Origin of the sequence: Kitasatospora azatica KCTC 9699, assembly GCF_000744785.1 — a bacterium.
GTDB lineage: Bacteria > Actinomycetota > Actinomycetes > Streptomycetales > Streptomycetaceae > Kitasatospora > Kitasatospora azatica.
The window spans coordinates 915233-929675 of the sequence record NZ_JQMO01000002.1; the positions used below are offsets into that span (position 1 = coordinate 915233).

The following is a 14443-nucleotide window of genomic DNA, read 5'->3' on the forward strand; positions in this document are numbered from 1 at the left end:
GGTTCAGGCGCTCCACATTCCTGACCGGTTCCCGGAGCGGCGGGGCCGGGTGGACTCGTCCCGAGGGGTGGCGAGGATCGGGTCCACCCGGAGGGTGTGGGTCGGTCAGCAGCCGGACTTGTAGAAGTACTTGCTGACTTGGGGGTCGTCCATGTTGTCCTTGGTGATGGCAACCATGGTGGTGCCGATCTGCTTTTCGGCGGGCTTGCCGTCGAAGGCGGCGGCGAGTTGGTCGACGGCTTGGGTGCCGATGGCGCCGGGGTCCTGGGCGACCAGTACCTGCACGGTGCCGGCCTTGAGGGCGGTGATCTCGTCGGGTTCGGCGTCGAAGGCGGCGACCTTGACCGCGCCCTGCTTGCCGGCCTGCTGGAGGCCGGTGGCGATGCCCTGGCCGGTGTTGGTGTTGCCGGCGAAGACGCCGCCGAGGTCGGGGTGGGCGGCCAGGGTGGACTGGATCTGTGAGGCGGCGGTGGCGGGCAGGTCGTTGTCGTAGAGGGTCGGCAGGACGGTGATGCCGGGGTGGTTGGCCATCTCCGCGGTGAAGCCCTTGATCCGGGCGTCGGTGGTCGAGACGCCGGGCTTGACGCTGATCACGATGGCCGAGCCCTTCTCGCCCATCTGCTGGGCGAGCGCCTTGGCCGCGACCTTGCCGCCCTCCTCGTTGTCGGAGGAGATCCGGGTGATGCCGATCGAGGTGTCGGTGACCGAGGTGTCGACGAGGGCGACCTTGGTGCCGGAGGACTGGATCTGCTTGAGGGAGGGGGTGAGTGCGCTGGTGTCGACCGGGGAGACCATCAGGCCGTCGGGCCTGGCCGCGGCGACGGAGTCGATCAGCGGGCGCTGGACCGACACGTCCCACTGCGCGGAGCCGTCGGCGGTGAAGTCCAGCCCCTTGGCCTTGGCCTCGGCCTGCGCGGCGCAGGTCATGGTGATGTAGAAGGGGTCGCTCTTCACGCCGGTGATCAGCGTGACCTTCTTGTGGGCGCCGCCGGCGGTGCCGGATGTGCCACCGGAGCCGGACGAGCTGCAGGCGGCGGTGGTGGCCAGGGCCAGGGCGGCGCCGGCGGCCACGAGCAGCGCGCGCTTTCTACGGAGACTCGACATGACGGTGTCCTCCTTCGTCGTGCGCCGCGTGGCGCCGTGTGGTCCTCCCGCCCTGACTGCGGGAGCGGTCTCACCAGGGGGTTGGCGAGTTGGTCCGAAGAGCCGGTGAGTCGGTCCGGGGAATCGGTGAGTTGGCCCGGAGAGCCGGTGAGTTGGTCTGCAGAGCCTGCGAGTCGGTCCGGGAAACCGGTGAGTTGGCCCGGGGAACCGGTGAGTTGGTCCGCAGAGCTGGCGAGTTGTCCTAGAGAGCTGCCGGCCGGCGGCCGGCGCTCAGGCCCGCTCGCGGGTCTTGCGCCGCACCTGGTCGATGTAGACGGCGGCGACCAGCACCACGCCGACGGCCACGTCCTGCCAGTACTGCTGGACTCCGATGACGATCAGACCGGTCGTCAGAACCGCGGGGATGAACACGCCGATCACGGTGCCGAGCACCGAGCCGCGGCCGCCGAACAGGCTGGTGCCGCCCAGCACCACGGCGGTGATCACCTTGAGGTTGTCGGTGGAGTGGCCGGCGATCGAGGTGGTGCCGTACGAGGCGAGCCACATCACCGCGCCCAGCCCGGCCAGCAGCCCCATCAGCCCGTACACCTTCACCAGGTGCCGGCCGACGTTGATGCCCGCGCGCTGGGCGGCGGCCTGGTTGGAGCCGATCGCCAGGGTGTAGTTGCCGAACCGCGTGCCGCCCAGCACCAGGCCGAACACGACGGTCACCACGGCGGCGAGGACCACCAGCCACGGGACGCCCAGCAACTTCCCGTAGCCCAGGGTGTTCTGCAGGTTGGCGGCGGCGGCACCGGCCGGATCCTGCCCGCCGGTGGCGAGTTCGGCCAGACCGAGGGCCGTGCCCAGCCCGCCGAGCGTCACGATCAACGGGGGTACTTTTCCGGTCGCGACCAGCGCGCCCTGCAGCGCGCCCCACGCCGCGCCGAGAGCGAGGGCGATCAGCACGCAGATCGCCACGGTCGTCCAGCCCGCGTCGGGCCCGCCGTGGTGGATGTTGTACTCGCCGGCAGCGACGGCGGCCAGGACGACGACCGAGCCGATCGACAGGTCGATGCCCGCGGTGATGATCACGTAGGTCATTCCGACGCCGAGCACCAGGTAGATGGCGGCGTTGACGGCGATCTGGGTGAGGTCGTAGGCGGTGAAGAACTTGCCGGGTGCGGCGATGGTGAAGAAGGCGACCAGCGCCGCGAGGATCACGAAGGTCCACAGTTCGCTGATGCCCGCGATGCGGCTCAGCGCCTGCGGCACACCGCCGGAGCGGACGGAGTCCCCCGCTTCGGGCGTCTGCCGGCTGTCCCGGGTCGTGGCGGTCATCGTTCCTCCTCCGAAGGCCGTTCCGCGGTGGAGTCCGGGCCTGCGTCCTGCTGGGCGAGATGGTCGAGCGAGCCGGTCATGGCGCCGACCAGTTCCTCGATGGTCGTGTCGGCCGCGTCGAAGTGGGCGACCCGCTTGCCCAGCCGCAGCACCTCCACCCGGTCGGCCACCGACAGCACCTCGGGCATGTTGTGACTGATCAGCACCACGCAGATCCCCCGGTCCGCGACCCGGCGGACCGTCTCCAGGACGCGGGCGCGCTGCACCACGCCCAGGGCGGCGGTCGGCTCGTCCATGAAGATGACCCGGTTGGCGAAGGCGACCGCCCTCGCCACCGCCACGGACTGGCGCTGCCCGCCCGACAGTGTCGCCACGGGTGCCGTCAAGTCCTTCAGTGTGATGCCCAGTTCGGCAAAGGCCTTGACCGCCTCGCGCCGCATCGCGGGCCGGTCGAGGACGCCCAGGCGCCCGAGCAGGCCGCCGCGCAGGAGCTCCCGGCCCAGGTACAGATTGCTCGGCGCGTCCAGATCCGGTGCCATCGACAGGTCCTGATAGACCGTCTCCACGCCCCGGCGCTGCGCGTCCTGCGGTCCGGCGAACCGTACCGGCACTCCGTCGAGGCGGACCTCGCCGCCGTCCGGGGCGATCACCCCCGACAGGACGTTGACCAGCGTGGACTTGCCGGCGCCGTTGTCGCCGATCAGAGCGACCACCTCACCGGCGTGGGCGGTGAAGTCGGCGCCCTGGAGCGCCTGCACGTGGCCGAAGCGTTTCAGCACGCCGTACGCCGCCAGCAGCGGCTCCCTCGCAGAGGCCATGTCACGCCCTCCCGGTTTGGGAACGTTATCAGCGGGCTTGATTGTGAGTTCGCCCTGAGGGGCTGTCAAGGGAAAGAACCGGCTGGTTCGCAGCTTTCCCGAAACACCGTGGAAACGGTTAAACACACGATCTCGCACCCTATTTGGCGGCAGGTACGCGTAATGCGGCCATCGACGCCGAGTCCGGCCTGCGCTACCCTCCGCAGCGGCAACACTCCGCAGTGAAACCGGTAACGTTACCGGCAAAAGCGCCGTGGTAACGTTACCGAGCCGAGATCGAATCGAAAGCAGGGAAGAGGTTGGAGACGTGGCTACGCGGCCAACCATGAAGGACGTCGCCGCGGAGGCCGGCGTCGGCGTGATGACGGTGTCCCGGGTCGTCAACGGTGACCCGGGCGTCGCGCCGGGTACCGCGGCACGGGTGGAAATCGCGATCCGGAAACTGGGCTACCAGCGCGACGACGTGGCCCGTCAGCTGCGCCGCGCCGATCAGCTGAGCCAGACCATCGGGCTGATGGTCGATCATGTCAGCGACCCTTTCATGGCGGCCATCGCCTCGGCGGCCGAGGACGTCGCCCGCCAGCACGGAAGCGTGGTGCTGATCGGATCCACTCGGGACGACCTGCGGCGGGAGCGCGAAGTCGTCGCGGCCTTCACCGCTCGCCGGGTCGACGGGCTGATCCTCGCCCCGGTCGCCGGCAGTCACCGTTTCCTGCGGCCGGTGCTGGCCCAGGGCACCAAACTCGTGTGCGTGGACCGGGCCGCGCCCGGCCTGGACGTGGACACGGTGGTGGTGGACAACTTCGACGCCGTGCACAACGCGGTGCGGCACCTGGTCGCCCACGGCCACCGGCGCATCGGCTACCTCGGGGACAAGCAGGAGATCCGGTCCGTCGACGAGCGCTACCGGGCCTACCTGGCAGCGCTGGCGGAGGCCGGCATCGACGCCGATCCGGCCATCGTGCGGCACGGACTGAGGTCCGGGCCGGACGCCGCCGCGGCCGTCACCGGGATTCTCTCCGCTCCCGAACCCCCCACCGCGATGTTCGCCAGCAACGACATCGTCGCCATCGGGGTCCTGGCCGTGCTGCCCGCCCACATCGCGTTCGTCAGCTTCGACGACTTCACCCTCGCCGAGCGGCTGACCCCGGCGGTCACCGTCATCGCCCAGGACCCCGTCGCCATCGGGACGACCGCCGCGCACCTGCTGTTCGCCCGGCTCCACGGCGACAGCTCTCCGCCCCGCACCATCGTGATGCCCACCGAGCTGATCACCCGTGGCTCGGGGGAGATCCCCGGACCGTACGCACATGGACGTTGACCTCGCTGGGGGCGTAGCCGACCCTCCGTCACGGTCCCGCCGCCCCCACGTACGGTCGTTCGATCTCCCCACAAGTCTCACAAGGAACGTCTGTTGCTGAGACCCCTCTCCTGCTTACGCTCCGCTCGCGCACGTTGGCGTGTGCACCCGCACGGTGCTGCCGGATCGGTTCCGGTAGTGCGCGGAACGTACGGAAAGATCACATGGGTTACTGCGCGTCCTGCCGGCGTCACCTCAATGGCGCCCTCTCCTGCCCGGGCTGCGGTGCGCCGGCGGCACCGGCTCCCGCCGAGCCGGCTGAGCCGCACGGCGCTGGGCACCATCAGCCGAGCCCGGTGGACTACTCGCCCGCGCCCAGCAGCACGCCCGTGGACAGAGCCCCTGTCACGCCGCTGGACAGAGCCGCCGTCACGCCCCCCGACAGAGCCCCGGTGCAGCGCCGCGCCAGACGGCGGCCGAAGCGCCGGCGGGCCCCGCTCGCCCTGACGGCGATCGGGCTGGTGGTCGGGGGTCTGGGCGCGATGGTGCTCGCCAGCGGGCATTCGGAGAGTGCGACGACTCCGACGGCCTCCTCCTCGGACACGGAGAAGCCGGGGTCCGGCGTCAACAGTTCCTCAGGTGCCCCGGGGGCCTCGACGACCCGGCCGGGCGGCCAGGGGACGGCGGGGCCGCAACAGAGCGGCACCGCCCGCCTGAGCTCCTCCCCGTCCGCCACCACCAGCGCCACGTCCAGCCCCACCGGCTCGCCCGGCGCCTCCGACCCCGCCAAGCCGTCCGGCCAGCCCTCGGCCACCGCCCCGGCGAGCAGCGCCCCCACCGCGCGCCCCAGCACGCCGGCACCCGCGCCCTCCTCGCCGCCGGCGCCGCAGCCGAGTTCCTCCCAGCCCAGCCCGACCGAGAAGCCCAAGCCCACCTGCACCCCGGTTCTCCTGTGGTGCGACTGAGGCCGACCGGCACTTGGGGGGCGTCCAAGTGCCGGTCGGTCCAGGGTGGGCAATGACTGATTGTTCGTCAGGAAGGCAGCCGCCACTGCTGGTTGGCCGACCCGGTGCAGTCCCAGATCTCGGCCTGGGTGCCGGGGGTGGTGGACCAGCCGGTGTCGTCGAGGCACTTGTTGGACTGCGGGTTGTAGAGCGAGCCGTTGGACCGCGGGATCCAGACCTGGGCACCGGTGTTGTTGCAGGTGTAGAGGTCGACGGTGGTGCCGTTCGCGGTGCCGCCGCCGTTGATGTCCAGGCACTTGCCGAGCACGTGCAGGGTGCTGCCCGCCTGGACGACGGTCCACTGCTGGGCGGGGGTGCCGTTGCAGGTGTAGACCTGGATCGGGTTGAAGTCGGCGGTGCTCGCGGAGCGGTCGTCCAGGCAGAGTCCGCCGTAGCCGACCACCGGGCCGCCGGTCCCGCCGCCGCCCGATCCGGTGGTGGTGTAGGCCGCGACGTAGCCCACGCTCATGGTGGCGCCCGAACTGGTGGCCGCGGTCGGCGTGGTGCAGCCGCAGGCGCCGTTCGGGAAGCCGCCGCCGATCGCCAGGTCGAAGATGATGGTCAGGTTGTGGTCGAAGGCCTGCTGCCAGGTGGCGGCGCCGACCTGGCTCTCGTTCACGCTGAAGTAGGCGGCACCGTCCAGGTACCAAGTGATGGTCTCGGCCGAGGTGTTGGTGCGGTCGAGGATCATCGAGTAGGTGTGGAAGCCGCTCTGGCAGCCGGGACAGGCGCGCAGTCCGCTGCCGATGCCGTCGCCCTCGTTGCAGACACCGCCGGGGTAGGTGCCGCAGTGGATGGTGCCGGCCACCTGGGAGAGCGCGTTGACGTCCTCCATGATGTCGATCTCGCCGTTCTCCGGCCACTGGCCGGGGCCCAGCATCCAGAACGCGGGCCAGTAGCCGAGGCCGCCGGACGGGTTCGGCTGCTGGATGGAGGCGGTCACCTGGAGCTTCCCGCCGGCCGGCGCGCCGACCGAGGCGCTGGGGGTGTGGATCCGGCCGGAGGTCCAACTGCCGCCGTTGTTCAGGGCGGTGATGTTGAGGTGCCCGTTGCCGTCGAGGCGCACGTTGCTGGTCGAGTTGGTCATGGTCTCGATCTCGCCGGTGCCGAAGTTCGATCCCGGACCGGTGTCGTACGTCCAGTTGGCGCTTGACGGTGCACTACCGGCGGGCCCGGCGAAGTTGTCGCTGAAGACCGTGGTCCAGCCGGACGGTGCGGGCGGCACCGTGACGGCCTGGGCGCCGGCGGGTGCGAGGACGAGGGCGAGCGCGGCCAGCAGTGCGAGGACCGAGGCGACGACGACCGAGTCGGCGGCGATCCAGCGCCGGACGGGCCGGCGGAGGCTGCGCAGCGCGGTGCGGGGGGTAGTTCGGAGAGGCATTTGTGGCTCCCTGAATCGACTGACCCGGATTCAACTCCTGTAAACACCAAGGCGTCAAGAAGAATGAGAGCGCTTTCTTCGTTCAACTCATTGATTCCCAGACCCCTGCAGTGTTAACTCCTCTCCCAGTTCTTGTCGCCAAGCCCAGGTAATGCCCAGGTAGCCCGTCGACTCCGAACGGACCTGTCCCATGCGACTCACCCCACCCGTGCACCGCATCCGCCGCCCGCTCACCGGCCTGACCGGCCTGACCCTGCTGTGCACCGCTCTCACCGGCCTGACGGCGGCCCCCGCACCCGCCGCCACCAGCGTGCCGACCTATCTGAACGCCAAGGCCGCCACCAAGGACCGGGTCGCCGACCTGCTGCGCCGGATGACGCTCAAGGAGAAGCTCGGCCAGATGGACCAGTTGGCCCTGGTCACCGTCCAGGGCACGTGCAACTGGAGCGGCGGCGCGCTCAACGAGTCCTGCCTGCACGACGTGCTGGTCGACAACGCGGCCGGCTCCATCCTCTCCGGCGGCGGGATGCCGCCCACCGTCAACTCCCCCAAGGACTGGGCGGAGTTGACCAACCAGGTGCAGCAGTACGCGATCGCCAACTCACGCCTGCACATCCCGGTCCTGTACGGCATCGACGCCGTGCACGGCCACAACAACGTGCTCGGTGCCACCATGTTCCCGCAGCAGATCGGCATGGGCGCCACCTGGGACCCGGCGCTGGAGGCCGGCGTCGAGCACTCCACCCAGCGTGCGGTGGCCGCCACCGGCATCAACTGGGTGTTCGGACCGGTCGCCGAGATCGCCCGGGACCAGCGCTGGGGCCGCTACTACGAGGCCTTCTCCGAGGACCCGGTGCTCACCGGCACCATGGCCGCCAGCGCGGTGGACGCCCTGCAGGACGGCTCCAGCGGCACCAAACTCGCCGCCTCCGTCAAGCACTTCGCCGGCTACTCGCAGCCGCTGAACGGCCATGACCGAGTGCCCGCCGACTACTCCGCCCGCTATCTGCAGGACACCGTCCTGCCCGCCTACCGCCAGGCCGTGCAGGCCGGCGCGCTCAGCGTGATGGCGGACTCCGGGGCGGTCAACGGCGTCCCCGTCACCGCCTCGCACTACCTGCTCACCAGCGTGCTGCGGGACCAGTACCACTTCGACGGCGTGGTGGTCAGCGACTGGAGCGACGTCCGCAGCCTGCAGACGGCCTACCACATCGCCGCCGACTACCCCGAGGCGATCGCCAAGGCGGTCAACGCGGGGGTGGACATGGCGATGGAGCCGACCAGCGCCGCCGACTTCACCACCTCGGCGCTCGCCGCCGTCCAGCGCGGCCTGATCAAGCCGGAGCGGATCGACCAGGCGGTCTCCCGGATCCTGACCATGAAGTTCCGGCTCGGCCTCTTCGAGCACCCCTACGTCGACGCCGGCAAGGCCGACTCGGTGGTCAACGGCGCGGACCTCGGCCTGGCCAGGCAGGCGGCCACCGAGTCCTCGGTGCTGCTGCGCAACGAGAAGAACGTGCTGCCCTTCGGCTCCGGCGTGCACAAGATCGTCGTCACCGGCCCGAACGCGGACAGCATCAACAACCAGTTGGGCGGCTGGAGCATCGGCTGGCAGGGCGTGCCGAACGGCGTCTCGGTACCGGGCACCACGGTGCTCGCCGGGCTGCGCGGCGGCGCCCCGGCCGGGACCACCGTCGACTACCAGGCCGACGGTGCGGCGGCGGCCGCCGACCTCCGCTCGGCGGACGCGGCCGTGGTCGTGGTCGGCAACACGCCGGGCGCGGAAGGGCTCAACGACCAGCCCAACCCCTCGCTCGCCGCGGACCAGCAGGCAGAGGTGGCCGCACTGCAGGCCACCGGAAAGCCGGTGGTCGTGGTGGTGATCGCCGACCGTCCACTGGTGCTCGGCAGCGCCGCCCAGACCGCCGGCCTGCTGATGGCCTGGCTGCCCGGCACCGAGGGCGGCAACGCCGTCGCCGACCTGCTGTACGGGAAGGCCAACCCCAGCGGCCGGCTCCCGGTCTCCTGGCCCAAGGCGATCGGCAACGAGCCGGAGTTCTACACCCAGCTCCCGGGCACCAACGGCGGCACCGACTCCGGCTACAGCCCGCTGTTCGCCTTCGGCGCGGGCCTGTCCTACACCGACTGGCAGATCGGCGCGGCCACCGTGGACCGCAGCACCGTGGACCGCACCACCGCCGAGCGCGGCGGCTCGCTGCAGGTGACCGTCCCGGTGGCCAACACCGGTGGCACGGCGGGCGATGCGGTGGTGCCGGTGTACGTCTCGCAAGGTGTCAGCCAGGTGCTCACGCCGCCGAAGTGGCTGGTCGGCTTCACCCGGGTGCACCTGGAGGCGGGCGCGCGGACCAGCGTCAGCGTCAAGGTCCCGCTCTCCCTGCTGGCGCACACCCAGGGGGACGTGGACGGTGACGGTCGTCCGTCCGTCTCCCCTGGGCAGTACACGCTGCTCACCGGTGACAGCAGCAACGGAACTGCTCTCAACGTCTCCTGACGGTCAGTCAGTTTCCTACACGTCCGCCCGGAGCGCCCGACTGAGGGCGCTCCGGGCGGGCACGTCCGTCAGCCGGCCTGCCAGTACTTCACGGAGGAGATGGCGATGTCCGCCGAGGAGCCGACGGCCGGCACGGTGCCGCTGGTGCTCGTCTCGGACTGCAGCACCCAGTGCATCGGGTGCGCCGGGACGTTGGACGTGGAGTGGCCGATGACCTTGCCGTCCAGGTAGAAGGTCAGGCTGTCCTTCTGCCAGTCGATGGTGGTGGTGTGCCAGGCACCCGCCTCGGCGACGTTGGTCTCGTAGGCGTCCTGGTCGGAGCCGGAGGTGCCGCCCTGGCGGTGCATGTAGGCGCCGATCGTGCTGTCGAGGGAGCCCTCGGGGAAGTCGATCTCGCCGTTCTGCGGCCAGATGTCGCCGTCCGGCCAGAGCAGCCAGGCGGTCTTGAAGCCGGCCGCCGAGGTCGCCTTCCAGGTCACCTCGAACTTGCCGTACAGCACGCCGCCGTCCTGGCCGACCGCGCCGGGGAGCTTGGGGATCGGCGCCGCCACCCAGGTGCCCGCGCTGTCGCGGTTGAGGTGCAGGTTCAGCTGGCCGTTGGCGATGGACATCGTCTTGGCGGGGCTGTAGGTGCCGTTCTTGGTGGTGTCCTGCCAGCCGTCCGGGTAGGCCCACCACTTCGAGTCCACGTTGGCCGGGACCCCGCTGCAGTGATGCCCCTGGGGGGTGCCGTCGGAGTCGCAGCCGGTCCAGCTGCCGAGCGGGACGCTCTCGCCGCTGAAGTCGTCCGACCAGGTCGGGGCGGTGCCGGCGCCGGTCGGCGTGGCGGTGGGCGACGGGGTGGGCGTGGGCGTGGCGAACGGGCTGTTGGTGGGCGTGGGCGACGCGGTCGGGGTCGGCGAGGCGGTGGGCGTCTGGGTGGCGCTCGGGGTCGGCGACGGCGACGCGGTGGGCGTGGCGCTCGGGATCGGCGTCGACGTCGGGGTCGGGGTCGGGGTCGACGTAGGGGTGGGGGTCGGCGTCGGGGTCGACGTCGACGTAGGAGTGGGGGTCGGCGTGGGAGTCGGCGACGGGCTGGCCGCTCTGCTGACCGTCAGCGTCTTGGACGGGAGGTTGTGCCAGCCGCCCCTGGAATCCTGCCAGTAGCCGAACTCCGTGTACGTGCCCGCCGGCAGCGTGCGGGTGCCGGTGGTGATGGTGAGCCCGCTCGGGCAGATCCGGGCGTTGGTAGCCGGGCCCGGGAAGTCGAGGTTGTTGCCCGCGGCGTCCCGGACGCCCACGCCGAGGCTCTTGGCGGTGAAGCAGCTCCCCGAGTGAACGGTCAGTGAGGCGGCAGCGGCGACGTCGGCGGCCATCGCGGTCGGCGAGAGGCGGTCCTGCACCACCCGCGTGCTGGCGGCCTCGGCGTTGCCGAAGACGGTGACGGCGAGCGTGGCGGCGGTGACCGCGACCGCTGCGCCCATCCGGACAGTTGTGGCAGAAATGCGCATGGAGGAGTCCCTCTGCGACGCCTGCGAGGTGAGCTGTCGGGTTCGGGCGGAGGTACGCCCGGCCGCCTGTGGGAGCGGCTTCACCCCAAGCCCTGGCTGCCGCACGGTGCGCATGCGGGAGTCAAGGCGCTTACCTGGTTCCCCCGCTCCCGTCCGTGACAGTGCTCGATCGACCGCCGACGGGTGGACGGGACTCGGCGTCCCGGCAGCGGCCGCCCGCACCCGGCGGACGGCTCGTTGAGGCTAGGCAACCCGAGTGGACCTGACAAGCTGTGGCCCGATCCTGTTGCCCAGCTCACACTTCCACTGCACAACTGATCACAGGTGCCTCACCAGCGCGTGTGCACCTGGTCGCGTCACCAGCGCGTGTGCACCTGGTCGCGCAGCCGGCGGTCGTACAGCTCGCGGACGGCAGCCAGGGTCGTGTCCGGCAGCGGCGGCAGCCCGGCGGCGGCCGCGTTGGCGCGGGCCTGCTCGGGCGAGCGGGCACCGGGGATCACGGTGCTCACCCCGGGCTGCTGGATGATCCAGCGCAGCGCCGTCTGGGCGGGTGTCGCGCCGGCCGGCGCCAGCTCGCCGAACTCGACCGCCGCGTCCACTCCCGTGGCGAAGTCCACGCCGGAGAAGGTCTCGCCCTGGTCGAAGGCGGAGCCGTCCCGGTTGTAGGTCCGATGATCGCTCTGCGGGAAGACGGTGTCCTTGGTGTAGCGGCCGGAGAGCAGGCCGGAGGCGAGCGGCACCCTGGCGATCACCCCGACGCCCGCGGCCCGGGCCGCCGGCAGCACCTCGTCCAGCGGCTTCAGCCGGAACGGATTGAGGATGATCTGCACGCTGGCCACGCCCGGCCGGGCGATCGCCGTCAGCGCCTGCGCGCAGGTCTCCACGCTGACCCCGTAGGCGGCGATCCGGCCCTCCGAGACCAGGGTGTCGAGGCCGTCGAAGACCTCGTCGTCCGCGAAGACCGCGGTCGGCGGGCAGTGCAGCTGCACCAGGTCGAGCCGCTCCGTGCCCAGGTTGCTGCGGGAGCGGTCGGCCCAGGCGCGGAAGTTCGCCAGGCTGTAGTGCTCCGGGAGCTGCTCCACCCGGCGGCCGAACTTGGTCGCCACGGTCAGGCCGGGCAGTTGGTCGGCTCGTTCCCGCAGGAACCGGCCGATCAGCTGCTCGCTGCGGCCGTCGCCGTAGACGTCGGCCGTGTCCAGGAAGCTGACGCCCGCCTCGACCGCCGCGTCCAGCACGGCGAAGGCGTCCTCCTCCCGGACCTCGCCCCAGTCCGCACCGAGCTGCCAGGTGCCCAAGCCGACGACGGAGACCGGTTGACCGGTCCGACCCAGTACGCGCTGTTCCATGCCCCGACCTTTTCATATCGGCCCGCCGCACTGCACGCTTACAGCTGCACCCGCACCTGATCGGAGCCACGCGTGAACTCGACCACCCCGCTGCCGCTCGACGGCGTCACCGTCGTCTCGCTCGAGCAGGCGGTCGCCGCACCGTTCGCCACCCGGCAGTTGGCGGACCTCGGGGCACGGGTGATCAAGATCGAACGTCCCGGAGGTGACTTCGCGCGGGAGTACGACCGGGCCGTGAAGGGCCAGTCGGCGTACTTCGTCTGGTGCAACCGGGGGAAGGAGAGCGTGGTCCTCGACCTCAAGGAGGAAGGCGACCGGGCGCTCTTCGAGCGGATCCTGGCGACCGCCGACGTCTTCGTGCAGAACCTGGCGCCGGGCGCGGCGGAGCGGCTCGGGCTCGGGGCGGACGCCCTGCGGGAGCGGTACCCGCGGCTGATCGTCTGCGGCATCTCCGGGTACGGCGAGGCCGGGCCGTACCGCGACAAGAAGGCCTTCGACCTGCTGGTGCAGTGCGAGACCGGGCTCGTCTCGCTCACCGGAACCCCGCAGACCCCCGCCCGGGCCGGCGTGTCGATCGCGGACGTGGCCGCCGCGATGTACGCGTACACCGGCGTACTGACCGCCCTGTACGAACGGGAACGGACCGGCCTGGGCAACGCCTTCGACGTGGCGATGCTGGACGCGCTCGGCGAGTGGCTGGGCCAGCCGCTGTACCACGACCGCTACGCCGCGGCGCCGCTCAGCCGCAGCGGCGCCCGGCACCCCTCGATCGCGCCCTACGGCCACTACCGGGCCGACGACGGGGCCGAGGTGTTCCTCTGCGTACAGAGCGACCGGGACTGGGTCGCGCTCTGCGAGAAGGTGCTCCAGCGGCCGGAGTTGACCCGGGACCCGCGATTCGCCGACAACCCGCTGCGCCACCGCAACGACGCCGAGCTGACGGTGATCCTGGAACAGCACTTCGCCTCCGCCACCGGCGACGAACTGATCGCCCTGCTGGACGCCGCCGGGATCGCCAACGCCCGGCTGCGCAGCGTCGGCGAGTTCGCCGAGCACCCGCAGCTGGCGGCCCGCGACCGCTGGCGCACCTTCGACTCCCCCGCCGGCCCACTCGACGGCCTGCTCCCCCCGGTGACGGTGCACGGCCGCGAGGCCCGGATGGGCGCCGTCCCCGCCCTGGGCGAGCACACGGCGGCGGTGCGGGCGGAGTTCGGCGGGTAGGGCCTTCTCCGGGGTGTCCGAGCCCCCTCGGACTCAGCCCCTCGGACTCAGCCCCTCGGGCTCAGCTGCGGGGCGCGCGGCGGCCGGCCAGGTGGGCCAGGCGGGCGGCCAGCAGCAGGAACACGGCGGGGATGGCCAGGTTGAGCAGCTGGCGGATGCCGGCCGGGTCGTTGATCTCGCTGATCGGCAGGCCGAGTTGGTGCAGCAGGTGCAGCGAGTCGTAGGTGGCGAAGAGGTAGCCGAGCGCGGCGTTGGCGAGGGCGAAGACGCCCAGCGGCAGGCTGCGTTCGGCCACGGCCAGGGCGAGCAGGGTCGCCGCGATGACGATCAGCGGGGTGGCGCCGTTGAAGACCAGCAGGTAGGCGGACTCGGCCCAGGCCGTCGGCGAGTGGAAGCCGCTCCAGTGCGACCGGGTGAGCAGCACGGTGATGGCCGCGAGGCCGAGGGCCACGGCCAGCGGCGCGAGGATCCGTACCGTGGCGGCGGCTCGGCGGTACCACCAGAGCAGCGCACCGGTCCCCACGGCCAGGGCGAGCAGCCAGTACAGGCGGAGCCAGGCCGGGTGGGCGAGGTCGTAGGCGCCGAGGACCCCCTGGGGCGAGCCGATCTCCACCGAGCAGGAGGACATGCCGTCGATGCTGGTCACCGGAGGCGAGCAGGAACGGCCGGTGGTCCGGTACAGCGGCAGCGCGAGCGCGAGCAGAACGCCGCAGGTGAGCAGCGCGAACCAGTAGCGCTGGGCGGGCGGGGCCTGCCGGTGTCGCTGCTTAGGTCGTCCCTGGTTCGGTCTCGGTCTGCCGGTGCTACCGCTCATGCTGCCGCCCTCGTCAGGGCCCCGGCGCCGGTGGGCCGGGTGCGTGAGCGGCCAGTATCCCCGCGCGGGGCCACCACGAACAGGGGTTCGCATGGACCGGGATCCGCACGGGCCGGGATCCGCACGGACCGGG

General features: G+C 71.4%; 11 protein-coding genes and 1 riboswitch. Of the genes, 4 read left to right on the plus strand and 7 right to left on the minus strand.

Annotated features, from left to right (window positions below; translation table 11 throughout):
- Positions 1 to 105 precede the first annotated feature (105 nt).
- The 3 genes from BR98_RS04350 to BR98_RS04360 all read right to left on the minus strand — a co-directional run bounded on the left by BR98_RS04350 (position 106) and on the right by BR98_RS04360 (position 3242).
- Positions 106 to 1104: an ABC transporter substrate-binding protein gene (locus BR98_RS04350; protein WP_035840243.1), complete on the minus strand. Its 999-nt coding sequence runs from the start codon at positions 1102 to 1104 to the stop codon at positions 106 to 108.
- 270 nt (positions 1105 to 1374) lie between these two features.
- The gene (locus BR98_RS04355) at positions 1375 to 2424 is read right to left on the minus strand and encodes an ABC transporter permease (RefSeq protein WP_035840244.1); all 1050 of its coding nucleotides are present in this window, start codon (positions 2422 to 2424) and stop codon (positions 1375 to 1377) included.
- The gene (locus BR98_RS04360) at positions 2421 to 3242 is read right to left on the minus strand and encodes an ATP-binding cassette domain-containing protein (RefSeq protein WP_051969292.1); all 822 of its coding nucleotides are present in this window, start codon (positions 3240 to 3242) and stop codon (positions 2421 to 2423) included. The genes BR98_RS04355 and BR98_RS04360 overlap by 4 nt, the downstream gene beginning before the upstream one ends.
- Before the next feature lie 325 nt (positions 3243 to 3567).
- On the opposite strand from BR98_RS04360, the gene BR98_RS04365 reads away from it, so the two are divergent.
- The gene (locus tag BR98_RS04365) at positions 3568 to 4563 is read left to right on the plus strand and encodes a LacI family DNA-binding transcriptional regulator (protein WP_035840246.1); all 996 of its coding nucleotides are present in this window, start codon (positions 3568 to 3570) and stop codon (positions 4561 to 4563) included.
- A 203-nt stretch (positions 4564 to 4766) separates the two neighbouring features.
- Positions 4767 to 5507: an SCO2400 family protein gene (locus BR98_RS42755; RefSeq protein ID WP_456152111.1), complete on the plus strand. Its 741-nt coding sequence runs from the start codon at positions 4767 to 4769 to the stop codon at positions 5505 to 5507.
- Between the two features lie 67 nt (positions 5508 to 5574).
- Here BR98_RS42755 and BR98_RS04375 read toward each other — a convergent pair whose 3' ends face one another.
- Complete coding sequence (locus tag BR98_RS04375) at positions 5575 to 6927, minus strand: ricin-type beta-trefoil lectin domain protein (protein ID WP_035840256.1); 1353 nt, start codon at positions 6925 to 6927, stop codon at positions 5575 to 5577.
- Positions 6928 to 7117: 190 nt separating this feature from the next.
- Between BR98_RS04375 and BR98_RS04380 the strand changes: the two genes are divergently transcribed.
- Positions 7118 to 9439: a beta-glucosidase gene (locus tag BR98_RS04380; protein WP_051969293.1), complete on the plus strand. Its 2322-nt coding sequence runs from the start codon at positions 7118 to 7120 to the stop codon at positions 9437 to 9439.
- A gap of 68 nt (positions 9440 to 9507) precedes the next feature.
- Here the strand turns inward: BR98_RS04380 and BR98_RS04385 are convergent, their stop codons facing one another.
- Positions 9508 to 10929 (minus strand): glycoside hydrolase family 16 protein, encoded by a 1422-nt coding sequence (locus BR98_RS04385; protein ID WP_157537390.1) that lies wholly within the window; start codon positions 10927 to 10929, stop codon positions 9508 to 9510.
- Positions 10930 to 10932: 3 nt separating this feature from the next.
- Positions 10933 to 11103, minus strand: a riboswitch (cyclic di-AMP (ydaO/yuaA leader).
- Between the two features lie 182 nt (positions 11104 to 11285).
- A complete protein-coding gene (locus tag BR98_RS04390) occupies positions 11286 to 12275 on the minus strand; it encodes an aldo/keto reductase (RefSeq protein WP_035840267.1) in 990 nt (329 codons plus the stop codon).
- A gap of 72 nt (positions 12276 to 12347) precedes the next feature.
- Here BR98_RS04390 and BR98_RS04395 point away from each other — a divergent pair, with 72 nt between their 5' ends.
- On the plus strand, positions 12348 to 13496 hold the full coding sequence (locus BR98_RS04395) for a CaiB/BaiF CoA transferase family protein (protein WP_051969294.1): 1149 nt from the start codon (positions 12348 to 12350) through the stop codon (positions 13494 to 13496).
- Positions 13497 to 13557: 61 nt separating this feature from the next.
- On the opposite strand, the gene BR98_RS04400 is transcribed toward BR98_RS04395, so the two are convergent.
- On the minus strand, positions 13558 to 14310 hold the full coding sequence (locus tag BR98_RS04400; RefSeq protein ID WP_035840270.1) for a hypothetical protein: 753 nt from the start codon (positions 14308 to 14310) through the stop codon (positions 13558 to 13560).
- Positions 14311 to 14443 lie beyond the last annotated feature (133 nt).